The 26,143-nt window shown below is 72.7% G+C and carries 24 protein-coding genes; 15 read left to right on the top strand and 9 right to left on the bottom strand.

What is annotated here, in order from left to right; genetic code table 11:
* Positions 1–69: 69 nt before the first annotated feature.
* From ACFQW6_RS15875 to ACFQW6_RS15895, 5 genes are all read left to right on the top strand, one after another.
* Positions 70–1,686: a PucR family transcriptional regulator gene (locus ACFQW6_RS15875; RefSeq protein ID WP_378547219.1), complete on the top strand. Its 1,617-nt coding sequence runs from the start codon at positions 70–72 to the stop codon at positions 1,684–1,686.
* A 50-nt stretch (positions 1,687–1,736) separates the two neighbouring features.
* Positions 1,737–2,075 carry a cupin domain-containing protein gene (locus ACFQW6_RS15880; protein WP_378547222.1) on the top strand — a complete coding sequence of 113 codons (339 nt, stop codon included), beginning with the start codon at positions 1,737–1,739 and terminating at the stop codon, positions 2,073–2,075.
* An 18-nt stretch (positions 2,076–2,093) separates the two neighbouring features.
* Entirely contained in the window at positions 2,094–3,533 is a 1,440-nt protein-coding gene (locus tag ACFQW6_RS15885; RefSeq protein ID WP_378547225.1) for a gamma-aminobutyraldehyde dehydrogenase, read from the top strand.
* Positions 3,534–3,563: 30 nt separating this feature from the next.
* On the top strand, positions 3,564–3,962 hold the full coding sequence (locus ACFQW6_RS15890) for a hypothetical protein (protein WP_378547227.1): 399 nt from the start codon (positions 3,564–3,566) through the stop codon (positions 3,960–3,962).
* A 63-nt stretch (positions 3,963–4,025) separates the two neighbouring features.
* Positions 4,026–4,844 carry a SurA N-terminal domain-containing protein gene (locus tag ACFQW6_RS15895; RefSeq protein WP_378547229.1) on the top strand — a complete coding sequence of 273 codons (819 nt, stop codon included), beginning with the start codon at positions 4,026–4,028 and terminating at the stop codon, positions 4,842–4,844.
* Here ACFQW6_RS15895 and ACFQW6_RS15900 read toward each other — a convergent pair.
* From ACFQW6_RS15900 to ACFQW6_RS15910, 3 genes are all read right to left on the bottom strand, one after another.
* Positions 4,834–5,694 carry an alpha/beta fold hydrolase gene (locus ACFQW6_RS15900; RefSeq protein ID WP_378547231.1) on the bottom strand — a complete coding sequence of 287 codons (861 nt, stop codon included), beginning with the start codon at positions 5,692–5,694 and terminating at the stop codon, positions 4,834–4,836. The genes ACFQW6_RS15895 and ACFQW6_RS15900 overlap by 11 nt on opposite strands.
* Before the next feature lie 31 nt (positions 5,695–5,725).
* Positions 5,726–6,295: a DJ-1/PfpI family protein gene (locus ACFQW6_RS15905; RefSeq protein WP_378547234.1), complete on the bottom strand. Its 570-nt coding sequence runs from the start codon at positions 6,293–6,295 to the stop codon at positions 5,726–5,728.
* 73 nt (positions 6,296–6,368) lie between these two features.
* Positions 6,369–7,148: a GntR family transcriptional regulator gene (locus ACFQW6_RS15910; protein WP_378547238.1), complete on the bottom strand. Its 780-nt coding sequence runs from the start codon at positions 7,146–7,148 to the stop codon at positions 6,369–6,371.
* 176 nt (positions 7,149–7,324) lie between these two features.
* Here ACFQW6_RS15910 and ACFQW6_RS15915 point away from each other — a divergent pair, with 176 nt between their 5' ends.
* From ACFQW6_RS15915 to ACFQW6_RS15945, 7 genes are all read left to right on the top strand, one after another.
* Complete coding sequence (locus ACFQW6_RS15915) at positions 7,325–8,590, top strand: iron-containing alcohol dehydrogenase (protein ID WP_378547241.1); 1,266 nt, start codon at positions 7,325–7,327, stop codon at positions 8,588–8,590.
* A complete protein-coding gene (locus ACFQW6_RS15920) occupies positions 8,590–10,065 on the top strand; it encodes an NAD-dependent succinate-semialdehyde dehydrogenase (RefSeq protein WP_378547599.1) in 1,476 nt (491 codons plus the stop codon). Before ACFQW6_RS15915 ends, ACFQW6_RS15920 begins: the two co-directional genes overlap by 1 nt.
* A gap of 86 nt (positions 10,066–10,151) precedes the next feature.
* Positions 10,152–11,579 carry an extracellular solute-binding protein gene (locus ACFQW6_RS15925; RefSeq protein ID WP_378547244.1) on the top strand — a complete coding sequence of 476 codons (1,428 nt, stop codon included), beginning with the start codon at positions 10,152–10,154 and terminating at the stop codon, positions 11,577–11,579.
* Positions 11,580–11,589: 10 nt separating this feature from the next.
* Entirely contained in the window at positions 11,590–12,531 is a 942-nt protein-coding gene (locus tag ACFQW6_RS15930) for a carbohydrate ABC transporter permease (protein WP_378547247.1), read from the top strand.
* On the top strand, positions 12,531–13,442 hold the full coding sequence (locus ACFQW6_RS15935) for a carbohydrate ABC transporter permease (protein ID WP_378547249.1): 912 nt from the start codon (positions 12,531–12,533) through the stop codon (positions 13,440–13,442). Before ACFQW6_RS15930 ends, ACFQW6_RS15935 begins: the two co-directional genes overlap by 1 nt.
* Positions 13,442–14,509 carry an ABC transporter ATP-binding protein gene (locus ACFQW6_RS15940; RefSeq protein WP_378547252.1) on the top strand — a complete coding sequence of 356 codons (1,068 nt, stop codon included), beginning with the start codon at positions 13,442–13,444 and terminating at the stop codon, positions 14,507–14,509. Before ACFQW6_RS15935 ends, ACFQW6_RS15940 begins: the two co-directional genes overlap by 1 nt.
* Positions 14,509–15,585 carry an ABC transporter ATP-binding protein gene (locus ACFQW6_RS15945; RefSeq protein ID WP_378547255.1) on the top strand — a complete coding sequence of 359 codons (1,077 nt, stop codon included), beginning with the start codon at positions 14,509–14,511 and terminating at the stop codon, positions 15,583–15,585. The genes ACFQW6_RS15940 and ACFQW6_RS15945 overlap by 1 nt, the downstream gene beginning before the upstream one ends.
* Positions 15,586–15,595: 10 nt before the next feature.
* On the opposite strand, the gene ACFQW6_RS15950 is transcribed toward ACFQW6_RS15945, so the two are convergent.
* A complete protein-coding gene (locus tag ACFQW6_RS15950; RefSeq protein ID WP_378547258.1) occupies positions 15,596–15,958 on the bottom strand; it encodes a response regulator in 363 nt (120 codons plus the stop codon).
* A 134-nt stretch (positions 15,959–16,092) separates the two neighbouring features.
* Here ACFQW6_RS15950 and ACFQW6_RS15955 point away from each other — a divergent pair, with 134 nt between their 5' ends.
* On the top strand, positions 16,093–18,039 hold the full coding sequence (locus tag ACFQW6_RS15955) for an ATP-binding protein (protein ID WP_378547261.1): 1,947 nt from the start codon (positions 16,093–16,095) through the stop codon (positions 18,037–18,039).
* Between the two features lie 106 nt (positions 18,040–18,145).
* Here the strand turns inward: ACFQW6_RS15955 and icmF are convergent, their stop codons facing one another.
* The 3 genes from icmF to ACFQW6_RS15970 form a co-directional block, all read right to left on the bottom strand.
* Complete coding sequence (gene icmF, locus ACFQW6_RS15960) at positions 18,146–21,370, bottom strand: fused isobutyryl-CoA mutase/GTPase IcmF (protein WP_378547262.1); 3,225 nt, start codon at positions 21,368–21,370, stop codon at positions 18,146–18,148.
* A gap of 153 nt (positions 21,371–21,523) precedes the next feature.
* Positions 21,524–22,012 carry a MarR family winged helix-turn-helix transcriptional regulator gene (locus tag ACFQW6_RS15965; RefSeq protein WP_378547264.1) on the bottom strand — a complete coding sequence of 163 codons (489 nt, stop codon included), beginning with the start codon at positions 22,010–22,012 and terminating at the stop codon, positions 21,524–21,526.
* Between the two features lie 10 nt (positions 22,013–22,022).
* Entirely contained in the window at positions 22,023–22,778 is a 756-nt protein-coding gene (locus ACFQW6_RS15970; protein ID WP_378547266.1) for a helical backbone metal receptor, read from the bottom strand.
* A gap of 60 nt (positions 22,779–22,838) precedes the next feature.
* Between ACFQW6_RS15970 and ACFQW6_RS15975 the strand changes: the two genes are divergently transcribed.
* Both ACFQW6_RS15975 and ACFQW6_RS15980 read left to right on the top strand, forming a co-directional pair.
* A complete protein-coding gene (locus ACFQW6_RS15975; RefSeq protein WP_378547269.1) occupies positions 22,839–23,543 on the top strand; it encodes a hypothetical protein in 705 nt (234 codons plus the stop codon).
* Positions 23,544–23,609: 66 nt separating this feature from the next.
* Positions 23,610–24,806: an aldehyde dehydrogenase family protein gene (locus ACFQW6_RS15980; RefSeq protein WP_378547272.1), complete on the top strand. Its 1,197-nt coding sequence runs from the start codon at positions 23,610–23,612 to the stop codon at positions 24,804–24,806.
* Here ACFQW6_RS15980 and ACFQW6_RS15985 read toward each other — a convergent pair.
* Together ACFQW6_RS15985 and ACFQW6_RS15990 are read right to left on the bottom strand one after the other, a co-directional pair.
* Positions 24,745–25,218, bottom strand: a complete 474-nt coding sequence (locus tag ACFQW6_RS15985) for a GNAT family N-acetyltransferase (protein ID WP_378547275.1) — start codon at positions 25,216–25,218, stop codon at positions 24,745–24,747. The two genes, ACFQW6_RS15980 and ACFQW6_RS15985, sit on opposite strands and share 62 nt — an antisense overlap.
* Positions 25,215–26,126 carry an alpha/beta hydrolase gene (locus ACFQW6_RS15990; protein ID WP_378547278.1) on the bottom strand — a complete coding sequence of 304 codons (912 nt, stop codon included), beginning with the start codon at positions 26,124–26,126 and terminating at the stop codon, positions 25,215–25,217. Before ACFQW6_RS15990 ends, ACFQW6_RS15985 begins: the two co-directional genes overlap by 4 nt.
* Between the last annotated feature and the right edge of the window lie 17 nt (positions 26,127–26,143).

Below are 26,143 nucleotides of genomic sequence, written 5' to 3' on the forward strand. Positions count from 1 at the left end.
GTCGGATCGTCGGCATCGGGCGCAGCGGCCGGACACTTCGTCACCCCGTGCGCGCGTAGGCTGGGCGCCGTGGTCGACGTGACGCCGGGGGTGACGCTCCGTGAGGCGCTGGAGCTCCCCACCTTCCGCCGCGCCGCTCCGGAGGTGCTCGCCGGTGCCTCCGGGACGGACCGGGCGATCCGTTGGGTGCACGCCACCGAGCGACCCGACGTGCGCCAGCTGCTCCGAGCGGGCGACCTCCTGCTCACCATGGGCACCGGCCTCCCGGGCGACACCGACGCGGCCGGCCTGGTGTCGTTCGTCGACGAGCTCGCCGACGTCGGCAGCGCCGGCGTGGTGGTCGAGCTCGGCCGACGCTGGGAGTCCGCGCTGCCCGACGCCCTGGTCGACGCCTGCGAGCGGCACGGCCTGCCCCTGGTCGTGCTGGCCCGGGAGACCCGCTTCGCGGCGCTCGCGCAGGAGATCGGCGAGCGCGTGGTCGACCAGCAGCTCGCCGAGCTGCGCGAGGCGCAGCGCGTGCACGAGACCTTCACCGAGCTCAGCAACGAGCTGGCCAGCCCCGTCGAGGTCCTCCGGGCCGTGCAACGCCTCGCCGACGCCCCCGTGGTCGTGGAGAACGCCCAGCACCGGCCGCTCGACTACTTCGCCGGGCCCGACGAGGACGACGGCTTCCTCGCCGGCTGGCCCGCGCGCTCGCGCCGCGTCGAGGTCGCCGGACGCACCGGCTGGGACGCCGCCAACGGCTGGCTCGTGACCAGGCTCGGCACGGCCGACCGGGCGTGGGGCCGGCTGGTCATCGGCTCGCCGCAGGCGCCGTCGCAGCGGCTGGTCGCCGTGGCCGAGCGCGCCGCGTCCGCCCTCGCGCTGCACCGGCTGCACGACCGCGATCGCGGCACCCTCATGCGGCGCACGCACCTCGAGCTGCTCACCGGGCTGGCAGAGGACCCCGCCTCCGACGACGTACGACGTCGCTGCGAGCTGGCCGGCTTCCCGGTCCACCGCCGCAGCCTCACCGGCGTGGTTGTCCGGGGCCGGGTGGGCACCGTGGCGCCGGTGGACCTGGACGAGGTGGCCGCCACGGTCGTCCGCGCGGCGCACGCGCTGCGGGTGCCCGCGCTGGTGTGCGAGGTCGAGCGCGACCTGCGGGTGCTCGTCTCCACCACGCCCGGCGCGGACGCCGACGAGCTCGTCGACCGGCTGGCCGCACGCGTGCTGGCGCACCACGACGTCGTCGTCGCCGCGGGCCGCACCGCTCCCGACCGCACCGGCGTCGCCCGCACGGTCGCGGAGGCCGGGCAGGTCGCCGACGCCGCACCGCAGGCACGGCGCGAGCAGGACCCCGACGTGCACCGGCTCGCCGACCTGCACCTGCGCGGCCTGCTGGCGCTGCTCGGCGAGGACGAGCGCGTCCGGCTCTTCGTCGAGCGCGAGCTCGGGCCGCTGCAGGAGCACGACCGGGCCGACGGGTCGCGCACCGCCCTCCTCGCTGCCCTGCGCGCGCTGCTGCAGCACCCGTCCAGCAAGACCGAGGCGGCCGCCAGCCTGCACCTGTCGCGGGCCGCCTTCTACGACCGGCTGGCGCGGATCGAGGCGGTCCTCGACGCCGACCTCGACGACCCCGACGTCCGGGTCTCGCTGCACGTCGCGCTCGTGGCAGACGAACTGTTGCGCGGGCGGGCGAAGTGACGACAGATCGTCGGGCCGCGCGTCCCGTCCCGCTGGGGACGATGCTGGACATGACCCGCGAGACCACCCGTGTCCTGGACGTCGCCGCCACGGTGCCGACCACTCCGCTCGACCCCGGCACCGTCGTCGACGGCGCCCCCGAGGCCGGCTCGCGCGCGCTCGCCGCGGTCTCCGGGGTCGAGGTCGGCGTGTGGGAGATGACGCCGGGCACCGCGACCGACGTCGAGGTCGACGAGGTGTTCGTCGTGCTGTCCGGCTCGGGGACGGTGTCCTTCGACGACGACGGCGAGCAGGTGGACCTCACGCCCGGCAGCGTCGTACGCCTGCGAGCCGGCGAGCGCACCACCTGGGTCGTCCGCGAGACCATCCGCAAGATCTACGTCGCCTGAGCACCGGAGGAGTCCCCCATGACCGAGCCCACCGACCAGACGGTCCGCAACTTCATCGACGGCGAGCTCGTGGCGTCGGCGACCAGCGAGTTCATCGACCTCGTCGACCCGGTGACCGGCAAGCCCGACGGACGCTCGCCGATCTCGACGCACGAGGAGGTCGACCGGGCGTACGCCGCTGCCGAGCGCGCGTCGACCACGTGGAAGCGGCTCACCCCCGGGGTGCGGCAGGCGTACCTCCTCGACCTCGCCACCGCGATCGTCGGGCGACGCGACGAGATCAGCGCGGTGCAGGCCCGCGACACCGGCCAGCCGGTGCGCTACATCGCGAGCGAGGAGGTCGACCAGGGCGTCGACCAGCTGCGGTTCTTCGCCGGCGCCGCGCGGCTGCTGGAGGGCAAGTCGTCGGGGGAGTACCTCGAGGGGCACACCTCGGCGATCCGCCGTGAGCCCATCGGCGTCGTCGGACAGGTGACGCCGTGGAACTACCCGTTCGCGATGGCGATCTGGAAGATCGCTCCCGCCCTCGCCGCCGGCAACACGGTCGTGCTCAAGCCCAGCGACACCACCCCCCGCTCGACCGTGCTGCTCGCCGAGATCGCCGGCGCCGTGCTGCCGCCCGGGGTGCTCAACGTCGTCAACGGCGACGCCTCCACCGGCCGCTACCTCGTCGAGCACCCGACGCCCGGCCTGGTCGCCATCACCGGCTCCGTCCGGGCGGGCACCGAGGTCGCGCTGTCGGCGGCCAAGTCCCTGAAGCGGGTGCACCTCGAGCTCGGCGGCAAGGCGCCCGTCGTCGTGCTGCCGGACGCCGACCTGCCTCGCGCCGCGGAGCTGATCGCCGCGGCGGCCTACTTCAACGCCGGCCAGGACTGCACCGCCGCCACCCGCGTCATCGCGCACAGCAGCGTCCACGACGAGCTCGTCGACCTGCTCGTGAAGGCGGCCGAGGGCACGTCGCCCGGCGCGCCGTCGGACGAGGAGGCGGACTACGGGCCGCTCAACAACGCGAGCCACCTCGCGAAGGTCGAGGCGTTCCTGGCCGAGCTGCCCGACCACGCGACCGTCCGCACCGGGGGGAGCCGGCACGGTGACGCAGGGTTCTTCTTCGCGCCGACCGTCGTCACCGGCGTACGCCAGGACGACCGCATCGTGCAGGAGGAGGTCTTCGGCCCGGTGCTCACGGTGCAGTCCTTCGACGACGAGGCCGACGCGGTCGCGCTGGCCAACGGCGTGCCCTACGGACTCGCTGCCAGCGTGTGGACCCGCGACGTCGGCGTCGCCGACCGACTCACCCGCGAGCTCGACTTCGGCTGCGTGTGGGTCAACACCCACATCCCCTTCGTCTCCGAGATGCCGCACGGCGGCTTCGGCGCCTCCGGCTACGGCAAGGACCTGTCGGGGTACGGCTTCGACGACTACACGCGCATCAAGCACGTGATGACGGCGCACTACTGAGCCGTCCGGCCGGTCAGGCATGCTGGTCCTATGCGCTTCACCGAGCACGAGCTGACCGTCGCCGTCACCGCCGCCGCGAAGATCGTGGCCGGCGGCAAGGTCGGCCGCCGCGCCAAGGGCGAGGAGGCGTGGGAGTCGATGAGCAAGATCGACCGCTACCACCTCCTCGAGGCGGTCGGCAGCCAGGTGCTGCCCGTGCTGATCGCGCTGCCCGACGTGGAGGTGCCTGCCGGCACCCGTCCCACCTTTACCGACGCCCAGATCGCGGAGGCGGTGGAGCAGACGCTCGGCGAGACGGGAGTGGGCCGGCTGCGCCAGAAGGTCACGGTGGCCGCCCGTCTCACGCTCGTGCGCACGGCGCTCGCGCAGCTCCCGGTGCGCCAGGACCCCGACGCCCTCGTCGTACCCGACTCCCTCGACGGCCTGTGACGGCGGCCACGACCTGAGAACCCTGAGGACGGCGCTCAGGTTGGGTGCGTACCGTCGGGTGCGATGACTTCCACGATGACCTCCCTCTTCAGCACGCGCGCGCGCACGGCACTCGGCGCCCTCTCGGTCGCCGCCGTCCTCACCCTCTCCGCCTGCGGCGGCTCGGGCTCCTCCGACTCCGACTCCGACGCCGGCACGGACGCCGCCAAGGACGCCTCGTCGAGCGCGTCGCCGTCCGCCGGTGCCTCGGACGGCGCCGCCGAAGGCCCCCAGCCCGACCTCGACTCCATCCCCGACGTCGTGGCCGAGGTCAACGGCGAGGAGGTGACCAAGGAGGAGTTCGTCCCGATCTACGAGGCGGCCTTCCAGCAGGCGGCCGCCCAGGCGCAGATGAGTGGCCAGGCCCCGGACGAGGAGGCGCTCCGCAAGGAGACCGCGGACAACCTCGTCGACACCGAGCTGCTCCTCCAGGAGGCCGAGTCCCGCGGACTCGAGGTCTCCGACGAGGCCGTCGAGGCCGAGCTCACCAGCCTGGCCGAGCAGAACGGCATGAAGACCGCCGACGAGCTGCTCGAGGCGGTCGAGGCGCAGGGCGTCAGTGCCGACCAGGCGCGTCAGCAGGTCAAGACGCAGGCGATGGTCGAGCAACTCGTCGAGGACGAGAACGGTCCGGTCGAGCCGACCGACAAGGAGCTGCGCAAGCTCTACGACCAGGTCAAGGAGCAGCAGGCGGCCACGGGCGGTGGCGGCCAGGAGATCCCGCCGTTCGCCCAGGTGCGCGACCAGCTCGAGGAGCAGGCGTCGAGCCAGGAGACCGGCAAGGTCGCGACGGCGCTGGTGGAGGACCTCCGCAAGGACGCCGACATCACCATCAACCTCTGATGGGCCTCTGATCGGCCTCTGATCGGCTCCTGAGGGCGGGGGCGAGGAAGCCCGCCAGCAGCTCCCGGAACGCCGCGGGCTGCTCCACCGGCGGCGCGTGACCGCAGCGGCCGAGGACGTGGAGTCGTACGTCGGCGAGGTGGTCGAGGAGCGGCAGCGCGGCCGTCGGCAGTGGCGTCAGCCGGTCCTGCGCCCCGTGGACCAGCAGGACCGGTGCGCGCACGGCGGCCAGCGTGGTGGCCGACAGCGTCAGGTCGTCGACCCACCGGGTGCGGGGCGCGGGGAACATCGCCGCGAACGACTCCGCGCCGGCCTCCATCGCGCTCGCCCGTGCGGCGACCGCCTCCTCGGTGACCAGTGACTGGTCGAGGACGAGTCGGCCCAGCATGTCGCGGGCGCCGGCACGGCCCGGAGCCGCAGCCCACACGGCGTTGAGGTCGGCGGACAGCGGCGCACCGGGAGCGCCCATGGTCGCGACCGCGACGACCCGCGCGACCTGACGCGGACGGGCGGCTGCCAGGGCGAGGGCGACCGCACCACCCATGGAGTGGCCGACGACCGCGTACGACGTCTCGCCGAGGGCCTCCATGAGGCCGGCCGCCTGCTCCGTCCAGACCCGCAGGCCCCCCGACGTCCCGGGCGGCAGCGGCGTGCCGCCGAAGCCGGCCTGGTCCGGAGCCACCACGCGGTGCGACCCGGCGAGGGCAGCGGCGGTCGCAGCCCAGGCGCCGGCGCCCGTGGTGCCGGGCCCCGAGCCGTGCAGCATCAGCACGGTGCGCCCGGCTCCGGCCCCGACGTCGAGCACGTGCACGGGTGACCCGGCGACCTCGACGCTGCGGTGGTCCGTCACCGCGCCGCTGAGGGCGCCCGGGAGCCGGTGGTCATGCCGACGCGTCGCCGATGGACTTGTCGAAGACCTCCATCATGGCCCGGCCGAACTGCGGCATGTCGGGCCAGCCGCGGCAGGAGACGAGGTTCCCGTCCACGCAGTCCGGAGCGTCGACGACCGTCGCGCCGGCGTTCTCCATGTCGCCGGTGATGGGCGGGAAGCACGCGGTGCGGCGCCCCTTGAGCAGGCCGTAGACGGCCGGGACCTGCGCGCCGTGGCAGACCAGCGCGATGGGCAGGTCGCGGGCGAAGAAGTGCTCGGTGATGCGGCGCACGTCCGCGTCGACGCGGATCCACTCAGGGGCGCGGCCGCCGGGGATGATCAGGGCGTCGTAGCGCTCGACGTCGACCTCGGACCAGGTGAGGTCCACCGGCAGCTTGCGGCCGTTCTTCTCGACGTAGGCGTCGGAGTTGGGGTCGAACTCGTGGATCACGAGCTGGATGTCGCGCGTCGTCAGCGAGGCGACGTCCACGTCCCAGCCGCCCTCCTGCACGCGGTAGTAGGGGTACATGGTGTCGAGCTCTTCGGCGGCGTCGCCGGTCATGAGCAGTGCTCTGGGCACCTGGATCTCCTCGCACTTCAGGGGGCGGGCGGGCTGACGATCGATCCCATCGGATCGGATTGGATCGGTCGACCTAGGATTCCGCCGACCGCGGGCTCCCGTCAAGACCCTGGCCGGACAGGTCCACCTCCTCGGACTCGTCGAACAGCCGCCGGAAGCGGTCGCGCGAGAGCAGGATGTGGCGCCGCATGGCGTACGCCGCCGCGTCGGGGTCGCGGGCGGCGATCGCGCCCAGGACCTCCTCGTGCTCACCCATCGCCAAGAAGGTCACCTCGGCGTCGTAGAACAGCCGGAAGAGGTGCACGTGCGTGTGCAGCCGCGCCAGCGCCTCGCGGACCACCTGGTTGCCGGCGCTGTCGGCGACGAGGTCGTGGAAGGCGGCGTCGCGGAGGCCGAAGGCGCCGTAGGCGACGTGGCGGTCCCCCTCGACCAGCTCGGCCATCTCGTCGAGCATCCGCCGCAGGCCGCTGACCTGCTCGGACGAGGCGCGCTCGGCCGCGTGGCGGGCCGCGGCGGGCTCGAGGAGGAGGCGGATCTCCACCATGTCCTCGAAGCGCCCGCGCGTGATCTGCGGGGGGATCCGGTAGCCGGCGTGCGGCACCCGGACGACGAGACCGTCGGCCTCCATCCGGTTGAGCGCGTCGCGGATCGGCGTCTGCGAGACGCGCAGCTCGCGCGCCAGCGCGTCGATCGTCACGCGCGAGCCCGGCTCGATGTGGAGCGACATCAGCTGCCCGAGGAGGGTGTCGTAGACCTCGTCGGCCAGGCGGCCGCGCGTGCGGTCCACGCGGAGCCCGTCCCCGGTGGGCGGGGACCACGGCCCGCTGGCCTGGCCCGTCGTCGCCTCGTCCATGTCCTGGTCCCTTCTCCGCGTGTCGAGCCCGGACCTGTTGACAGAGGCCGGTGCCGTGGCTCATGCTCTCGCACCAATCGGATCGTATAGGAAATGGGTCCCCTGACAAGAGCACCGGTCAGCCGCCCCGCCACCTCCACGGTCCCGATCCCATCCCTCCTCCCCTCGGAGCACCCATGAGCCTGCTCGGTGTCCTGCGCGGCCCGCGCCAGGTCCTGTTCGGAGCCGGGCAGCGCCATGCGCTCGGGACGATCGTCTCGGCACTGGGCTCGCGCGCCCTGGTCTGCACCGACGCCCGGTTCGGGGCGACCCCGGAGTTCGCCCACCTGGTCCGCCTGCTCGAGGACTCCGGCGTGCAGGTCACGTCGTACGCCGAGGTCGAGCCGGACGTCCCCGTGCACCAGGTCGTCCGGTGCGCCGAGCTCGCCGCGGCCGCGGAGCCCGACGTCGTCGTCGGGATGGGAGGGGGCAGCTGCCTCGACCTGGCGAAGGCCGTCGCCGTGCTGCTGACCCACGGCGGGACGCCCGCCGACTACTACGGCGAGCTCAGGGTGCCCGGGCCGGTCGTGCCGGTCGTCGCCCTGCCCACCACGGCGGGCACGGGGTCGGAGGTCACGCCGGTGGCGGTGCTCACCGACCCCGACCGGATCAGCAAGGTGGGGATCTCCAGCCCCTACCTGATCCCGCACGCCGCCGTCTGCGACCCGGAGCTGACCGTCGGCTGTCCGGCCCCGCTCACCGCGAGCGCGGGCGCGGACGCCCTCTCCCACGTCGTCGAGGCCTTCACGGCGATCCGGCGGCCGGTGACCTCCGAGCTCGCCACCGAGCGCGTCTTCGTCGGCAAGAACGAGCTGACCGACACGTACGCACTGCTCGGTGTCCGCCTGATCGCCGGGAGCCTGCACCGCGCGTGGTCCACCCCCGGCGACGTCGACGCCCGCGAGGCGATGATGCTCGGCGCGACCGCCGGCGGCTTCGCCCTCGGCACTGCCGGTACGGCGGCTGCGCACGCCATCCAGTACCCGGTCGGCGCCCTCACGCACACCCCGCACGGTGTGGGGGTCGGCGCCCTCCTGCCCTACGTCATGGAGTTCAACCGACCGGCCCGGGTCCCCGAGCTGGCGGCCGTGGCCGTCGCGATGGGGGCGTCCCGCGAGTGGTCGGCCGAGGACCTCGCCGACGAGGCGATCGACCGCGTGACCGCCCTGCTGGCCTCGGTGGGGATCCCCGCCAGCCTGGCCGAGCTCGGGCTCCCGGCGGACCAGCTGCGGTGGACGGCCGAGCAGGCGGCAGGTGCCGAACGGCTGGTCGCCAACAACCCGAGGCCGCTCGACGTGGACGCGCTCGAGCACATCGTGCGCGCCGCCCACGCCGGTGACCGCTCGGCGCTGCGCGAGGCCGTGCCCACCCCGACCGGCCTCGCCGCGACGGGAGGTGCGTGATGACGGTCGTGGACGAGGTGCTGCGCCCGGTCGCCGACGTCATCGACGTGCCGACGGACCTGTTCGTGGGGGGCACCTGGCGCCCCGCCGGCGCCGGCCGCCGACTGGACGTGGCCGACCCGGCCACCGGCTCCGTCCTGGCCACCGTGGCGGACGCGGACACCGACGACGCGGCCGCGGCGGTCGACGCCGCCGCCGCTGCAGCCGTTGACTGGGCCGCGACGTCGCCCCGCTCGCGCTCGGACCTCCTGATGCGCGCGTTCCACCTGATGCAGGAGCGGAGCGAGGAGCTCGCCCTGCTGATCTCCCTCGAGAACGGCAAGTCGTTGGCCGATGCCCGCGGCGAGGTGTCCTACGCGGCGGAGTTCTTCCGCTGGTACGCCGAGGAGGGCGTGCGGCTGCGCGGCCAGGTCGGTCACGCGCCCAGTGGGGCCAACCGGCTGATGGTGAGCTACCAGCCCGTCGGCGTCAGCGTGCTCGTCACGCCCTGGAACTTCCCCGCGGCGATGGCCACGCGCAAGATCGCGCCGGCGCTCGCGGCCGGTTGCACGGCGGTCCTCAAGCCGGCCGCCGAGACGCCCCTGACCGCGCTCGCCGTGGCCGCACTCCTGGAGGAGGTCGGGCTGCCCGCCGGCGTGCTCAACGTCGTCACGACGTCGCGGCCGGGCCCGGTCGTGGAGACCATGCTGACGGACCGGCGCACCCGCATGGTGTCGTTCACCGGCTCCACCGAGGTCGGCCGGGTCCTGCTCCGCACGGCGGCCGGCCAGGTCCTCAAGTGCGCGATGGAGCTCGGCGGCAACGCCCCCTTCGTCGTCCTCGCCGACGCCGACGTCGACGCAGCCCTCGACGGAGCCATGGTCGCCAAGATGCGTAACGGCGGACAGGCCTGCACCGCCGCCAACCGCTTCTACGTCCACGACTCGGTCCACGACGCCTTCGTCGAGGGCCTCATCGCCCGGATGGCCGCCATCCGGGTCGGCCCGGGGACGGACGAGGCCACCCAGTGCGGCCCCCTGATCAACGACCACGCCGTCCGGAAGGTCGACCTCCTGGTCCGCGACGCCGTCCGGCGCGGCGCCCGCGCCATGATCGGCGCCCGCGTCCCGGACGGCCCCGGCTCGTTCTACCCGCCCACCGTGCTGGTCGACGTACCCCTCGACGCGCGGGTCCTGCACGAGGAGGTCTTCGGGCCGGTCGCGCCAGTGGTCCGCTTCGCGCGCGAGGAGGACCTGCTGCCCGTGGTCAACGACACCGAGCTCGGGCTCGTCAGCTACCTCTACACCCGCGACCTCGCCCGCGGCCTCCGCCTCGCGGAGCGCCTCGAGAGCGGGATGGTCGGGCTCAACCGCGGGCTCGTCTCCGACCCCGCCGCCCCCTTCGGCGGCACCAAGCAGAGCGGACTCGGCCGCGAGGGCAGCACCGAGGGACTGCTCGAGTTCATGGAGGCCCAGTACGTCGCCACGTCCTGGTAGCCCCCCACCTCCCCACCAGCCTCGACCGTCTCGGCACCAGCCCAGCACCACCCGACCACCCATCCCGAGCAGGAAGCAGGAAGCAGATGCGGTACCTAGAGCGAGCGGGACGCAGGTCCCTCCCCGGCCGGCAGGCGCGCCTGGCCACGGCCGCCATCCTGGTGGCGACGGCCCTCGCGGCCTGCGGCGGTGGCGATGACGGCGACGGCGGTGCGGCGGCGGCGAGCGGCGCCAAGGCGCCCGCCACGATCCCCGACCTGACCGACGACCCCCTGACGCTGAGCTTCATCTGGTTCGAGTGGCCGCCTGCCCAGGCGCTCGAGGACTTCGCCAACGCGGAGTACACCAAGGAGCGGCCCAACGTGACCATCGAGGTCAACACGGTCCCCAACGCCAACTGGCACGATGCGATGTTCACCCAGTTCGCCGCGAAGCAGACCGACTTCGACATCCCGATCCTGGACTCCCAGCACATCGGCGAGGCGGTCACCAACGGCAACATCCTCGACCTCACGGACTTCGTCGACGAGAACATCGAGGTCGACGCCTACGACCCCTACCTGCTCGCGGCGTACGGCCAGTACCCCCAGGCCGAGACCGGTCAGCGCGACGAGGACGCCAGCCTCTACGGCCTGCCGCTCCTCGGTGACACCTGGACGATGATCTACCGCAAGGACCTCATCGGCGACGAGCCGCCGAAGACCTGGGACGAGATGATCGACGTCGCCGCCCAGTGCCAGGAGGACAACCCGGGCGTCAGCGGGCTGGCCTTCCACCAGTCCAACGGGTCCGACGCCGCGGCCGTCACCTACAACACGGTCAACGGTGTCTACGGGGGCAACCTCTGGAACGCCGAGGACAAGACCATCGAGGGCGTCATCAACGACGAGGCCGGCCAGAAGGCGATGGACGTGCTGGTCAACGAGATGAAGCCGCTCACCGCCAAGGGCTCGGGCAACTGGTTCATCGACGAGGTCAACGCGGCCGTGGCGCAGGGCAAGGCCTGCATCGCCTTCCAGTGGATCGCCGCCGCCGGCGGCCTCGTGGACCCCGCCCAGTCGACCCTCGGCAAGACCGAGGACGAGATCCTCGACAAGCTCGGCTTCGCCACCCTGCCCACGCAGGACGCCGACGTGGTGCCCCTCGGCGGCATGGGGATGCACATCTCCGCCTACGCCCCCTCTGAGCGGCAGGCCGAGGCGCTGAACTTCATGAAGTGGTTCGAGCAGGAGGACATCCAGAAGAAGTGGGCCGCTGCCGGTGGCGTGCCCGCCCGCACCGACGCGCTCGAGTCGCCGGAGTTCCTCGAGGCCGGACCCTTCAACCAGGTGTACGCCGACTCGGTGTCCCGCATGCGCGACATGTGGAACGTGCCGGAGTACGCCCAGCTGATCGACATCGAGAACACCAACGTGAACGCCGCGCTCAACGGGGCCAAGGACCCCGAGGAGGCGCTCGACGACATCGCCGAGCAGCAGCAGCAGGTGCTCGACTCCGACGGTGGCGGGCTGTGAGCTGACGGCGATGACCACCACGACCGACCACCCGGTGCAGGAGGCGTCCGCGGCGTCGCTCCCTGCACCGGGGCGGTCCCCCCGCCTCACCGACCGCCGGCTCGCCCTGCTGTTCATCTCACCGGCGATGCTGCTGCTGCTGACGATGTCGGTGTTCCCGCTGCTGTGGGCGCTCTACCTGTCCTTCACCGACTACTCCGCCACGCGTGACGTGCCGGCCGAGTTCGTCGGGTTCCAGAACTACGTCGACGTCCTCACGTCTCCGCAGGTCTGGCAACGGGCGCTGACGACCCTGGTCTACGTCACGGGGGCGGTGGCGCTGCAGACCGTGCTGGGCTTCGGCATCGCCTACCTGATCTCGAGGCGTACCCATGGACGCGGGCTGCTCACCACGTTGTTCCTGGTCCCGATGATGCTGTCGCCGGTCGTCGTCGGGCTCTTCTGGCGCTTCATGCTCGACACGCAGTTCGGTGTGGTCAACAGCATGCTGGGCTCCCTCGGCCTCGGACAGGTCGAGTGGCTCACCCGCCAGCGCACGGCGCTCCTGTCGCTGATCGTGGTCGACACCTGGCAGTGGACGCCGTTCATCATGCTCATCGCGCTGGCCGGCCTCACCGCCGTGCCGAAGTACCTCTACGAGGCCGCCTCGATCGACCGCGCGTCCGAGTGGTTCCGCTTCCGGCACATCACGCTGCCCCTCGTGTGGCCGCTGCTCCTCATCGCCGTCATGTTCCGCGCGATCGAGGCGTTCCGGCTCTTCGACCTGGTCTACATCCTGACCAACGGTGGGCCGGGGGTCTCGACCGAGACGCTGTCGTTCCACGTCTACAAGGTCGCGTTCCTCGGCTTCAACACAGGCACCGCGTCGGCGTACGGGATCCTCATGGTCCTCGTCGTCATCGTCCTCGCGCAGTTCTACCTGCGCTACCTCAACAAGCTCAAGGAGGGGTGATGGCGATCTCGATCGACGAGGCCGTCCCCGTGGCCGGGACCACCGGCGACACGCCACCTGTCGCCCGCCACGGAGGCCGCGGTCGCACGATCCTCGAGGTGGTGCTGCTGACGGCCCTGGCCGTCGCGATGCTCTTCCCGGTCGTCTGGATGTTCGAGACCTCGATCAAGGAGAACCGCGACGTCTACGCCGTTCCCGCGCAGTTCTTCGGCTTCGACGTGACGCTCGACCACTACCGCGACGTGTTCGTCGCACCCGGCGGTGGGCGCTCCGACCTGTCGGGGTCGCTGCTCAACTCGGTGATCGTCGCATCGGCGTCCACCGCGCTGGCCACCCTCCTCGGCGTCCCCGCGGCGTGGGCCTACTCGCGCTTCACGCTCAAGGCCAAGAAGGACCAGCTGTTCTTCATCCTCTCGACCCGGTTCATGCCACCGGTCGTGGTGGTGATCCCGATCTTCCTGATGTACCGCGAGCTGGGGCTGATCGACACCAAGCTCGGCCTCGTCCTCATCTACGCCGCGTTCAACGTGCCGTTCACGATCTGGATGATGAAGGGCTTCGTCGACGAGGTGCCGGCGGAGTACGAGGACGCCGCGATGCTCGACGGCTACACCCGCCTGCAGGCGTTCTGGCGCGTCACGCTGCCGCTGCTCGTGCCGGGCATCGCCGCGACCGCGGTCTTCGCCCTGATCTTCTCGTGGAACGAGTTCGTCTTCGCCATCTTCCTGACCTCCAGCCAGGAGGTGCGGACGGCGCCACCCGCCATCGCCGGCCTGATCGGCGGCACCACCGTGGACTGGGGCCTGGTCGCGGCGTCCGCGGTGGTGTTCGCGGTGCCGGTGCTGGTCTTCGCCTACCTCGTGCGCAAGCACCTCGTGGCCGGCGTGACCCTCGGGGCGGTGCGACGCTGATGGCCGGCATCGAGGTGACCTCACTGCACAAGCGCTACCCCGACGGCACCGTCGCGGTGGAGCACGTGGACCTGTCGATCGGTGACGGCGAGCTGTTCGTGATGCTCGGCCCGTCGGGCTGCGGCAAGACGACGACGCTGCGCGCGATGGCCGGTCTGGAGCTGCAGACCTCCGGCGACATCCGCATCGGTGACACGCTCGTCAACGACCTCCCGCCGGCGCAGCGCGACATCGCGATGGTGTTCCAGTTCTACGCGCTCTACCCGCACCTGCGCACGCGGGACAACCTCGCGTTCCCCCTGCGCGCCGAGGGTCTCCCGGAGCCCGAGGTGCGTGCCCGGGTCGACGAGGCGGCACGGATGATGCAGCTCGAGCCGCTGCTCGACCGCCGTCCCCATCGGCTGTCGGGCGGCGAGCAGCAGCGCGTGGCGCTCGCGCGTGCCCTGGTGCGCCGACCGCGCGCGTTCCTCATGGACGAGCCGCTCACCAACCTCGACGCCGAGCTGCGCGCCGACATGCGCACGGAGATCAAGCACCTCCAGGCGGAGCTCGGGACCACGATGGTCTACGTCACCCACGACCAGGTCGAGGCGATGTCGCTCGGGCACCGCATCGCCATCCTCAACAAGGGCCGCGTCGAGCAGATCGGCACGCCGCTGGAGGTGTACGACCGGCCCGCCAGCCTGTTCTGCGCCGCCTTCATCGGCTCCCCGCCGATGAACCTCATCGAGGTGCAGGTGGCCGAGGGCGTGCTCCACGGGCCCGGCGGGCTCGTGCTCACGCCGCCGGACGGGCTGCCGCGCGACCGTGCGCTCGTCGCCGGCGTACGACCGGAGGCGCTCGAGGTGACCGCACCCGGTGCGGAGCGGACGGTGCCGGCACGGGTCGTCTCGGCCGAGGCGCTGGGCGACGAGATCATCTACGTCGTCGACCACGGCGGCGCGGCCGACGTACGGGTCCGGATGCCACCGACGGTGCGCTTCGCCGCCGACGACCGGGTCGGGCTGCGCCACGCCGGCGGGACCCCGCCGGTCTACGACACGAGCACGGAAGAGCTGGTGGCCTGATGGGGACCGTGGAAGCGCACGGGCTGCGCAAGTCGTTCGGCGACGTGCAGGCCCTCGACGGGGTCGACCTCGACGTGCCGGACGGCTCGTTCTTCGTGGTGCTCGGTCCGTCCGGCGCCGGCAAGACGACGACCCTGCGGGCGATCGCCGGCCTCGAGAAGCTCGACGGCGGCTCGGTGCACCTCGACGGCCGCGACGCGACCGGCGACACCCCGGCCGCCCGCGACCTCGCGATGGTCTTCCAGAGCTACGCGCTCTACCCGCGGCGAACGGCGTACGACAACATCGCCTCGCCGCTGCGGGCCCGCAAGGCCTCCTCCGGCGACATCGCTGCCGCGGTCGAGCAGGTCTCGGCCCTGCTGCACATCGAGCGGCTGCTGCAGCGCCGTCCCGCGCAGATGTCGGGCGGTGAGATGCAGCGTGTCGCGCTGGCGCGCGCCCTGGTCCGTCGCCCGCGGGCGTTCCTCATGGACGAGCCGCTCACCAACCTCGACCTCAAGCTGCGGGTCGAGATGCGCACCGAGCTCACGCGGATCCACCGCACGCTCGGCGGGACGTTCCTCTACGTCACCAACGACCAGGTCGAGGCGCTGTCGATGGCCGACCACATCGCGGTGCTCAGGGACGGGCGCGTGCAGCAGGTCGGCACGCCGACCGAGGTCTACGAGCGGCCCGCCAACCAGTGGGTCGCCGGCTTCGTCGGCAGCCCCCGCATCAGCCTGCTCGCCTGCCGGGCCGAGGGCGACCGGCTGGTCGGGGCGGAGGGCTGGTCCCTGCCGCGACCGCGGTGGACCACCGCCGAGGACGGACGGCCGCTGCTCCTCGGCCTGCGCGCCGAGGACCTGTCGGTCGAGAAGCGTGGCGAGACGGCGCTGGCCGGCGAGCTCTACGGCCTCGAGCCGCTCGGCGACCGCACCGTGGTCGACGTGAAGGTCGGGTCGGAGACGGTGAAGGTGAAGGCCAGGCCCACCGTGACCGGCACGCGGGGGGAGCGGGTCTCGGTGACGGTCGACCTCGACCGCGCCCACCTCTTCGACGCCGGCACCGGGCTGGCTCTCTCCACCACGGGGCGGTAGCCGGATCCGCTCAGTCCGCCCCGGTACCCGGGCCGGGGTCGAGCAGCGTGTCGACCGCGGCGAGGAACTCGCGCCGGTTGAACGGCTTCGGCAGGAAGTGCCGGTGCTCGTCGCCGACGTCGAGGTCGCCGGACATGATGAGCACCTTGGTGGACGGGCTGGTGCGGTGCAGCTCGTCGGCGACCGCGAGGCCGGTCATCCGCGGCATGTGGTGGTCGACGACGACCAGGTCGAAGCTCTCCGTCGCCGTGTGGGCGAGGACCTCGGCACCGTCCCCGGCGGTCGTCACGCGGTGACCGGCGCGCTCGAGCACGTGGCCGATGAAGTCGCGGATGTCCGGCTCGTCGTCCGCCACGATGCTGCGCAGGGCCATGGGACGAGTGTGGACCCCCGCGGGTGCTGCTGTCGTGCCGCGACGCAGATTCTGGGGTGGATGTGAGCGGATCGTGAGGTCTGGGCTCTGTGGAAGCCCCGTCGGCCATCCGTCGCCGGCCTTAGTGTGTGCGCATGACGAAGGCCCTGTCGCCGTCGCGCGCAGCTGCCTTCGCCGTCGCGTACACCCTGCTGACCCTCATCGGGCGGGCCACCGCCACCGAGGGCCTGGTCGTCAGCCTCATCTGGCCGGGCTCGGGCGTCGCCCTCCTCTGGCTGCTCGCCGAGTCGCCGCGCCACGTGCTGCGCGTGCTCGTCCCGCTGATGGCCATCCACTTCGGCGTCGTGCTCGCGACCGGGGTGTCACCGCTCCTCGGCTTCTTCGGGGCCGCGTCGGTGACGCTGCAGACCGCCGTCGCCGGCCTGCTGCTGCGGCGCTGGTGCCCGACGATGCTCGGCGCCGGTGGCACCGCCAGCATCCGGTCGCCGCGCAACCTGGCGGCCATGGCGGGGGCGGCTGCCATCGGCTGCGCCCTGGGGGCGGCGGTCGGGACGCTCGGGCTGTGGCTCGACCAGGCACCGGTGACGGCCCTGACTCCCGTGGCCTGGTTCGCCCGGCACATCGCCGGCGTCCTCACCGTCGGTGCCGTCGGCCACCTGGCGTGGGAGTGGCGCACCCAGCCGATCCCGACGCGCATCCACGGCGGCTCGCGCACCGAGCTGGTGCTGCTCTGGGTCGTCTCGGTGGCCATGACGGTGCTGCTGTTCGTGCAGCCCTACCCGGTCGTCTTCCTCGTCATCGCCTTCGCGGTGTGGTCGGCCGCTCGGTTCCCGACGTTCCCCGCCGCCCTGCACTGCCTCGTGCTCGGTGGCATCGCGCTGTGGCTGAGCCTCACCGGGCACGGCCCGTTCGACGCCATCGACGACCCGGTGGCCGAGGTGCTCGTCTCGCAGCTCTTCATGGTCGTCGTGCTGCTCACCGGCCTGGCGGTGGGAGCCCTCGGCGACCGGGTCGACGAGTCGTACGCCGCCGAGACCGCGGCCCGCGCAGAGGCGGCCGAGCAGGCCGAGCTGCTCGCCGAGATGACCGAGAGCATGGACGAGGGGCTCGTCGTGCTCGACGCCGACGGACGGGTCGAGCGCAGCAACGGCGCCAGCCGACAGCTGGCACACCGCGTGAGCGTCGCGACCACCGACGCCGACGCGCTGGCCGAGCTCGTCGGCCTGCTGCGCGACCCCGACCCGTCCGACACCCGCGCGATGCGCGCCGAGCTGGGCGTCGGCGACGTCGTCATCGCGCTGAGCAGCGGTGAGGAGGTCGTCCTCGCGGTCTCCCGCGCGACGCTCTCCCGCGCGAACCGTCGCCCCGGCGTCCTGCTCGTGCTGCGCGAGGTGACGGAGCACCGCTCCGGCCTGCGGCCGCTCGCCGGCTTCGCGTCGACAGCCGCCCACGACCTGCGCGGACCCCTCTCGGCGATCCGCTCCTGGGTCGGCCTCGCCGTCGACGACCTGGAGCCCGACTCCCCGGCCGCGGAACCGCTCCGCCGCGCCGAACGGGCGTCGGAGCAGATGGGGGAGCTCATCGGCGACCTGCTCGAGCACGCAATCGCGGAGTCGGGCGAGCTCGCAGCCCGCGAGGTGCCGCTCGCCGGTCCCGACGGGGTGCTGGACCAGGTCTCCGGACTGCTCGGCCCCGACGACGTCCTCACGGTCGACCCGGACCTGCCCTCGGTGCGCGCCGACCCGGTGGCGCTACGACAGCTCTTCGGCAACCTGGTCGGCAACGCGGTGAAGTACGCCCGGCCCGGCGAGCCCGCGACCATCGCCGTCCGTGCCCGGCGCAAGGGATCGCGCGTCGTGGTCGAGATCGAGGACTGGGGGGTCGGGGTCGAGGACTCCGAACGGTCGCTGATCTTCCAGCGCTTCCACCGCAGCGGCGCCGTCCGCGCGCACTTCCGCGGGACCGGGATGGGACTGTCGATCTGCCAGACCATCGTGCAGCGCCACGGCGGCACCATCGAGTGCCTCACCACCCCGCCCGGGAGCGGGACCGTGTTCCGGTTCGACCTGCCGGCGGCCTAGCTGCGCCGACGTCGGTTTCGAGCCGCCCGTCGCGGCCTCGTTCCTCGCTCGCGGGGCTCCCTCAACCTCTTCGCGTTCGCGTCCTCGCTGCGCTCGTCCGCGAAGCTCAGACATTGCGGCGGTACTGCCCACCGACCTCGAAGAACGCCTCGGTCACCTGCTGGAGCGAGCAGACGCGGGCGGCGTCCATGAGCACGGCGAAGACGTTGTCGCCCGAGATCGCGGCGTCCTTGAGCCGGGCGAGCGCCTCCTGCGCCTCGGCGCCGTGCTCGGCCTGGAAGGCGCGCACGCGCGAGAGCTGCGACTCCTTCTCGGACTCGGTCGCCCGGGCGAGCTCGACCTCCTTGGGCTGCGCGTCGGCGGCCGACTCCTTGACGAAGGTGTTGACGCCGATGATCGGCAGCGAGCCGTCGTGCTTGCGGTGCTCGTAGAGCATCGACTCGTCCTGGATCCGCCCGCGCTGGTAGCCCGTCTCCATCGCGCCGAGCACGCCGCCGCGCTCGTTGATCGAGTCGAACTCCGCCAGCACAGCCGCCTCGACGAGGTCGGTGAGGTCGTCGATGATGAAGGACCCCTGCAGCGGGTTCTCGTTCATCGCCAGGCCCCACTCGCGGTTGATGATCAGCTGGATCGCCAGCGCGCGGCGTACGGACTCCTCCGTCGGGGTCGTCACCGCCTCGTCGTACGCGTTGGTGTGGAGGCTGTTCGCGTTGTCGTAGATCGCGATGAGCGCCTGCAGCGTGGTGCGGATGTCGTTGAAGTCCATCTCCTGCGCGTGCAGCGACCGCCCGCTCGTCTGGACGTGGTACTTCAGCTTCTGCGACCGCTCGGAGGCGCCGTACTTCTCCTTCATCGTCACCGCCCAGATGCGGCGGGCGACGCGGCCGAGGACGCTGTACTCCGGGTCCATGCCGTTGGAGAAGAAGAACGACAGGTTGGGCGCGAAGTCGTCGATCTTCATGCCGCGCGCGAGGTAGGCCTCGACGTAGGTGAAGCCGTTGGCGAGGGTGAACGCGAGCTGGCTGATGGGGTTCGCCCCGGCCTCGGCGATGTGGTAGCCGGAGATCGACACCGAGTAGAAGTTGCGCACCTGCTGCTCGATGAACCACTCCTGGATGTCGGCCATCATCCGGAGGCTGAACTCGGTGGAGAACAGGCAGGTGTTCTGGCCCTGGTCCTCCTTGAGGATGTCGGCCTGCACGGTGCCGCGGACGTTCGCGAGGGCGTACGCCGCGAGGGTGGCGCGCTCCTCCTCCGACGGCTCGCGGCCCTCCTTCTCGCGGAACGCGTCGACCTGCTGGTCGATGGCGGTGTTGAGGAAGAACGCCAGCACCGTGGGGGCCGGGCCGTTGATCGTCATCGAGACGCTGGTCGTCGGGGCGACGAGGTCGAAGCCGTCGTACAGCGCCTTCATGTCGTCGAGCGTCGCCACGCTCACACCGGACGTGCCGACCTTGCCGTAGACGTCGGGGCGCGGGTCGGGGTCGCGGCCGTAGAGCGTCACCGAGTCGAACGCCGTCGACAGGCGGGTGGCGTCGTTGCCCTCGGACAGGATCTTGAAGCGGCGGTTGGTGCGCGCGGGATCGCCCTCGCCCGCGAACATCCGGGCCGGGTCCTCGTTGTCGCGCTTGAACGGGAAGACCCCGGCGGTGAAGGGGAAGTAGCCGGGCAGGTTCTCGTTGCGCCAGAAGCGCACCAGCTCGCCGTGGTCGGTGAAGCGGGGGAGCGAGACGCGCGGGATGTGGTTGCCGCTCAGCGACTCCCGGGTCAGCTTGGTGGTGATCTCGCGGTCGCGCACGACCACGACCTGCTCGTCGCCCGAGTACGACTCGACGACCGCGGGCCACCCGTCGATCTGGTCGGCGACCTCGTGCGGCACGGCCTTGCGGGCCGACTCCAGCAGCTCGGCGACCCGGCCGAGGTCGCCGTCGGTCAGCTGGTCGGCGACGTGCTGCACGCGCTGCAGGTTGCGCGCCGCCTCGGCCAGCTCGGTCGTACGGGCGTGGTAGCCGCGCACGGTCTCGGTGATCTCCGAGAGGTAGCGGACGCGGTCGGCGGGCACGACCTGGCGGATGCCCGAGGAGTGGCGGACGTCGACGTGCGGGAGCGTGCCCTCCTGCACGTCGAGCCCGGCGTCCGCGAGCTCGGCGCGCAGGTGCTGGTAGAGCGCCGTGACGCCGTCGTCGTTGAACGTCGCCGCGCTGGTGCCGAAGACGGGCATGTCGTGCGGCTGCTTGCCGAAGGCCCCGCGGTTGCGGACCAGTTGGCGGCCGACGTCGCGCAGCGCGTCCTTGGCGCCACGTCGCTCGAACTTGTTGATCGCCACGCTGTCGGCGAAGTCGAGCATGTCGATCTTCTCGAGCTGCGAGGCGGCGCCGAACTCCGGCGTCATGACGTAGAGGGAGTGGTCGACCAGCGGCACGATGCCGGCGTCGCCCTGCCCGATGCCGGGGGTCTCCACGATGACCAGGTCGTTGCCGGCCGCCTTCATCACCGCGATCACGTCGGCGAGGTGCTCGGGCACCTCGTGCGCGCCGCGCGTGGCCAGGGAGCGGAAGAACACGCGGTCGCCGTCGAGGGCGTTGGCGCGGATCCGGTCGCCGAGCAGCGCTCCGCCGCCCTTGCGCCGGGTCGGGTCGACCGCGATGACCGCGATGCGCAGCTTGTCCTGCTGGTCGGTGCGGAAGCGGCGGACGATCTCGTCGGTCAGGCTCGACTTCCCCGATCCGCCGGTGCCGGTGATGCCGAGCACGGGGACGACGCGGCTCGCGGCCGCGCGGCGTACCTCCTCGAGCAGCGACCCGTCGAGGCGACCGCCCTCGGCGCCTGTGATCGCACGGGCGACGGCGAACCGGTCGCCCGAGAGCACCTGCTCGGCCGTGACCTGGCGGTCGGCCCACAGGTCGATGTCGCAGTCGGCGACGACGGAGTTGATCATCCCGACGAGGCCCATCTTCTGGCCGTCCTCGGGCGAGAAGATCGTGACCCCGGACTCGCGCAGCCGCTGGATCTCCTTCGGCACGATGACGCCACCACCGCCGCCCACCACGCGCACGTGGCCCGCGCCGACGGCACGCAGCGACTCGACGAGGTACTCGAAGTACTCCACATGGCCGCCCTGGTAGGACGACACCGCGACGCCCTGGGCGTCCTCCTCCAGCGCGGCGTCGACAACCTCCTGCACCGACCGGTTGTGGCCGAGGTGGATGACCTCGCAGCCCTGGCTCATGAAGATCCGCCGCATGATGTTGATCGAGGCGTCGTGGCCGTCGAAGAGCGCGGACGCCGTGACGAGGCGGATCGGGTGGGTGGGGGTGTGCAGGTCGGCCATGAGTCGATAGTAGGACTTCCAACTAATACTCGCGAGTCACCAGCTTCTCCCGGCGCGATCCCCGGATATCCGGGGAACTTCCCGCTTGTCGGCCGAAGCTTCAGCCGACAAGCGGGAACATCACCGGATATCCGGGGAAGTCCCCGCGGCGGGTCAGACGTCGCCGAGGCCCGAGCGGAGGCCGGTCAGGCGGTCGGTGAGCTCGCGTACGTCGACCTCCGGCAGCCCGGGGGCCTCGAAGACCGTGCGGTTGAGCGCGTCCGTCGCCTCCTCGACCGCGTCGCGGCCGGCGTCGGTCAGCACGGCGCGCACGACGCGCTTGTCCTCGTCGCTGCGCACGCGTTCGACGTAGCCCTGGGCCACCAGGCGGTCGACGGCGCTCGTGACGCTCGTGGGGTGCACCTGCAGCAGCGACCCGAGCCGCGACATCGGCATCGCAGCGCCGCGGCTGAAGGACAGCAGCCGCAGCACCTCGTAGCGGGCGAAGGTCAGCCCCCGCGGACGCAGCACCGCGTCGATGCGCTCCATGAGCAGCTGCTGGGCGCGCACGACCGAGGTCACCATCGCCATTCCGTCGGCGGCACCGGCCCAGCCGTGGGCCACCCACTGCCGGTGGGCCTCGCTGATCGGGTCGCGGGTCATGGACGGGAGGCTACTCAGCCAGGCCGGCCAGCACGGCGTGCGCCTCGACCATCGCCGGGCCGTACCACGTGAGCAGCCGCCCCGACACCAGCCGCGTCGGCGTCCGCAACGCCTCCGGGCCGTCGTCGGCGGTGAAGACGTACGGCTCGTCCGGGAGCAGCACGACGTCCGCGCCGGCGCCGTCGATGTCGTCCGGGGTCACGGTCGGGTAGCGCCCCTCGCGCTCTGCCGGACCGTGGGCGAGCACGTTGGTCAACCCGGCTCGGGCGAGGAGGTCGTCGGTGTAGGTCTGCGACCCGACGACCATCCACGGGTCCCGCCAGATCGGCACGGCGACCCTGAGGCGAGGGACGGCGGGGGCGGACCACAGCGCGCGGGCATCGACCAGCCACGAGGGGTCGGGGAGCGCGAGGGCCTCGCGGAGCAGCCGCGACATCGAGTCGAGCGACTCCGCGACGGTCTCGATCCGCGTGACCCACACCGCGACGCCGGCGTCGCGGAGACGGCGTACGTCGAGCTCGCGGTTCTCCTCCTTGTTGGCGACGACGAGGTCGGGGGAGAGGGCCCGGACGGCCGCGAGATCGGGGTTCTTGGTGCCGCGCACGCGGGCGACGTCGAGGTCCGCGGGGTGGGTGCACCAGTCGGTGGCACCGACGAGGAGCCCCGGCGCCGAGGTCGCGATCGCCTCGGTGAGCGAGGGCACGAGCGACACGACCCGGGCGGCCGGGGCGCGCAGGGGGACGTCAGCACCCAGGTCGTCGCGCATGGGTCGAGGTTAGGGGGCGGTCGCGTTTCGGTGGCCATCGCGACGGGTAGCGTCCCCGGCATGAGCGCCGCAGCCGCAGGGCGCACCGGGGCAGGTGCACGTACCCCCGGCGTCCGCCTGGTCCCGCGCTGGTTCACCGCAGTCGTCGTCGGCGCGCTGACGCTCGCCGTCGTGGGCTTCCTCCTGCTCGCCCTCACGGTCGGCGGGGTGATGCAGTGGTCGGCGTGGGGACTGGTCGCGTTCGCCGTGCTGGCGTGGTGCTCGGCGGTCTCGGCGCTGGCGCGCCCACGCCGCCGCCGGGAGCCCCACGTGACGCCCGAGGGCGTGCGCGTCTTCGTGGCTCCGGGCATGACCACCTGGCCACTCGTCGGCGGGTGGGTGGCTCTCCTCGTCGTGGCCGGCACCTGGGTCCACGTGGCACTCACCGACCTCGGTGCGCTCGAGTCACCCGGGTTCGCCCTGCTGACGATCCTCGGCGCGGCCGCCTCGCTGCCCGATCTCGTCCGCCTCGTCACCGGTCGCCTGCATCGCTGGAGGCTCGAGCTCGGACCCGAGGCGGTCACCTACCGCGGCTACCGCACCGACGTCTCGTACGCGTGGTCGAAGGTGCACGGCTCCCGGATCCAGGAGCGCGGACCGGCCGGGGTGGTGATCGACGTCAAGGGCTCCGGCACCGACCCGGTCATCCCGATCATCGCCTTCGCCGTCCCCGCTGAGCAGCTGTTGGAGGAGATCGACCGGGCCCGGGCGGCCGCACGCCGGTGACCTCCCGCACCCCGCCGACCGAACGGGTGGTCACGCCGGCGACCCCGACGTGGTGGAGTTCTCCCCATGAGCAAGCACGCCCGTCCTCGGGGGCTGCCGGTGGACGGCGTGGAGCGTCCCACGGCCGACGGCTGGACCTTCCCGGCACGCAACCCGGCGACCGCGGAGCCGTTGTGGGACGTGCCGGACGCCGGGCTCACCGACGCCCGCGACGCGGTCACCGCCGCGCGCCGCGCCTTCGACGCGACGCAGTGGAGCACCGACGCCGACCTGCGCGCCGACGCCGTACGACGTCTCGCCGCCGCCGTCGCCGAGCACGCTGACGAGCTGGTCGCGCTGATGGCGGCCGAGACCGGGGTGCCGGTCGCGCTGCGCTCGGCCCACCTCGACGACGCCCTCGCCGCGATGGCGTCCGGGATGGCGTCCGGGATGGCGTCTGGAACCGAGTCCGAGCCGCAGCGCGGCCCGGCCGGTGTCACGGCCGTCGTCACGCCCGCCACCTCGCCCCTGTCGGTGGCCCTCACGGAGATCGGTCGCGTGCTCGTGGAGGGCGGGACGGTCGTGCTGAAGCCCGCGCCGGAGGCCGCGACCGCCGCGATCGAGCTGGGCCGCATCGCCCTCGACGTGCTGCCGCGCGGCGTGCTCAACGTCGTCACCACCCGCGACGTCGACGTCGCCATCGCGCTGACCCTCGACGAGCGCGTCGACGCGGTCTCCCTCACCGGGTCGCCCTTCGTGGCCGAGCGCGCGCAGGTCGCCGGCGAGCTGGCCGGCAAGCGTGTCCGCGTCGCGGTCGGTGGGCCGCGCACGGTCCGGGTGGCCGACGACGCCGACCTCGGGGCGGTCGTCTCCGCGGCGGCGTACGACGTCGCGGCCAACGCCGGGCAGGGCTGCGGGCTCCCGACGAGCGTCATCGTGCCCGTGCACCGGCACGCCGAGGCGCTGCAGAGCGCCGTCGCCGCCATGGCGGACGTCGCCGTCGGCGACCCGACCGACCCCACGACCCGGTGTGGCCCGCTGCGCTCGGTCGTCGCGCGCGACCGGGTGCGCCGCTACGTCGACCTCGGTCGTGCGGAGGGCGGTGACGTCGCCCTCGGTGGTCAGCCCCTCGACCGACCCGGTTGGTGGTTCGCCCCGACGGTCGTCGGCGGCCTCGCCCCCGGCTCGCGGCTGGTCCGCGAGGAGGTGCTCGGCCCGGTGTTCATGGTCGCGGTGGACGCGCCTGACCGGGCCGGCTCGCCCGCGCCATCGGCACGTGCATGACGCCGTCCTCGTCGAACTCCGGCCCGGTCACCGCGAAGCCGTAGGCCTCGTAGAAGGCGGTGAGCCCGGTCTGCGCGTCGAGCCGCACCTCGCGGTCGCCGCACAGGGCCATCGCCTCGTCCATCATCACCGCCGCCAGGCCACGACCCCGCGCGGCGGGCGCGACCACCACGCGGCCGATCCGCGACCACCCGCCGTCGTCGAGCACCCGGAGGGTGCCGACCACGGCCCCGCCCTGGCCGTCCTCGTCGTCGAGCAGCACCAGGTGGCGGGTCGAGTCCTCGAGGTCGCGACCGTCGAGGTCGGGGTAGGGGCAGTCCTGCTCCACGACGAACACCTGCTGGCGCAGCCGCCACACGTCGTACGCCGTGCGCGCGGGCAGCTCGTCGAAGGCGGCGACCAGCACCCTCACCGCAGGAACTCCGTCACTTGGCGGAAGGCGCGGGCGCCCTCGGGGACGAAGGGCAGCAGGCCGTAGACGTGGATCAGGTCCGGCTCCTCGACGACGGTGAGGTCCCAGCCGGCCTCCTCGGCTCGACGCGCCAGCAGTCGGCAGCCGGGGGCGAGCAGGTCGCGGGTGCCGTAGAGCGCCAGGGCTCGGGGCAGGCCGGCGAGGTCGCCGAGCCCGGGCGACACCTCGGGACGGCCGAGGTCAGCGTCGGACCCGGCCCACCACGCGGCGTACGCCTGCACCTTGCCGATGAACAGCCACGGGTCGATCGCGTCGGCGGCGAAGGTCTCGGGCGTCGAGGTGGTGAGGTCAACCCAGGGCGCGTGCAGCACGAGCGACGACGCCTGCGCCAGGCCGCGGTCGCGCATGGACAGCGCCATCGACAGGGCCAGCCCGCCGCCGGCGGAGTCGCCGGCGAGCACCGCGCCACCCTCCGAGCCCGCCCACCGTGCGGCGTCGTCGACCAGCGCGTCGTGGGAGTCCTTCCACGTGTGCTCGGGCGCGAGCGGGTAGTCCGGCATCACCACCCGGGCGCCGATCGCGTCGGCCAGGCGGGTGGCGTAGCGGACGTGGAAGGGATCGATCGGCGCCATGTAGCCGCCGCCGTGCACGTAGTAGAGCGTGCGGGTCACCGGCCGGCCGCGCGGGGTGAGGACGTGGCACGGGAAACCGATGTCGGTGACCGTGGCGTCCCACCGCTTCGCGAACCGGGGCACCGCGCGCGTCGGCAGAGCGCGTCCCAACCCGCGGTCGAGGGTGGCGTGCCACGCCTCGACGCGCGCCCGCTCGGTCGGCTCGTCGTCGAGCTCGCGCGAGCGGCGCAGGGCGGGCACCAGGCGGGCGAGGAGGTCGTGGCGGCGGCTGGGCATGGGAGGCAGCGTAGGGG

It is taken from the genome of Nocardioides sp. GCM10028917 (assembly GCF_042666175.1).
Taxonomy (GTDB): Bacteria; Actinomycetota; Actinomycetes; order Propionibacteriales; family Nocardioidaceae; genus Nocardioides.

Coding starts and splice junctions, on each gene's coding strand:
- ACFQW6_RS15880 (WP_378547222.1), top strand. CDS start 1,737: ATGACCCGCGAGACCACCCGTGTCCTGGACGTCGCCGCCACGGTGCCG.
- ACFQW6_RS15885 (WP_378547225.1), top strand. CDS start 2,094: ATGACCGAGCCCACCGACCAGACGGTCCGCAACTTCATCGACGGCGAG.
- ACFQW6_RS15890 (WP_378547227.1), top strand. CDS start 3,564: ATGCGCTTCACCGAGCACGAGCTGACCGTCGCCGTCACCGCCGCCGCG.
- ACFQW6_RS15895 (WP_378547229.1), top strand. CDS start 4,026: ATGACTTCCACGATGACCTCCCTCTTCAGCACGCGCGCGCGCACGGCA.
- ACFQW6_RS15910 (WP_378547238.1), bottom strand. CDS start 7,148: ATGGACGAGGCGACGACGGGCCAGGCCAGCGGGCCGTGGTCCCCGCCC.
- ACFQW6_RS15915 (WP_378547241.1), top strand. CDS start 7,325: ATGAGCCTGCTCGGTGTCCTGCGCGGCCCGCGCCAGGTCCTGTTCGGA.
- ACFQW6_RS15920 (WP_378547599.1), top strand. CDS start 8,590: ATGACGGTCGTGGACGAGGTGCTGCGCCCGGTCGCCGACGTCATCGAC.
- ACFQW6_RS15925 (WP_378547244.1), top strand. CDS start 10,152: ATGCGGTACCTAGAGCGAGCGGGACGCAGGTCCCTCCCCGGCCGGCAG.
- ACFQW6_RS15930 (WP_378547247.1), top strand. CDS start 11,590: ATGACCACCACGACCGACCACCCGGTGCAGGAGGCGTCCGCGGCGTCG.
- ACFQW6_RS15935 (WP_378547249.1), top strand. CDS start 12,531: ATGGCGATCTCGATCGACGAGGCCGTCCCCGTGGCCGGGACCACCGGC.
- ACFQW6_RS15940 (WP_378547252.1), top strand. CDS start 13,442: ATGGCCGGCATCGAGGTGACCTCACTGCACAAGCGCTACCCCGACGGC.
- ACFQW6_RS15945 (WP_378547255.1), top strand. CDS start 14,509: ATGGGGACCGTGGAAGCGCACGGGCTGCGCAAGTCGTTCGGCGACGTG.
- ACFQW6_RS15950 (WP_378547258.1), bottom strand. CDS start 15,958: ATGGCCCTGCGCAGCATCGTGGCGGACGACGAGCCGGACATCCGCGAC.
- ACFQW6_RS15955 (WP_378547261.1), top strand. CDS start 16,093: ATGACGAAGGCCCTGTCGCCGTCGCGCGCAGCTGCCTTCGCCGTCGCG.
- icmF (WP_378547262.1), bottom strand. CDS start 21,370: ATGGCCGACCTGCACACCCCCACCCACCCGATCCGCCTCGTCACGGCG.
- ACFQW6_RS15965 (WP_378547264.1), bottom strand. CDS start 22,012: ATGACCCGCGACCCGATCAGCGAGGCCCACCGGCAGTGGGTGGCCCAC.
- ACFQW6_RS15970 (WP_378547266.1), bottom strand. CDS start 22,778: ATGCGCGACGACCTGGGTGCTGACGTCCCCCTGCGCGCCCCGGCCGCC.
- ACFQW6_RS15975 (WP_378547269.1), top strand. CDS start 22,839: ATGAGCGCCGCAGCCGCAGGGCGCACCGGGGCAGGTGCACGTACCCCC.
- ACFQW6_RS15980 (WP_378547272.1), top strand. CDS start 23,610: ATGAGCAAGCACGCCCGTCCTCGGGGGCTGCCGGTGGACGGCGTGGAG.
- ACFQW6_RS15990 (WP_378547278.1), bottom strand. CDS start 26,126: ATGCCCAGCCGCCGCCACGACCTCCTCGCCCGCCTGGTGCCCGCCCTG.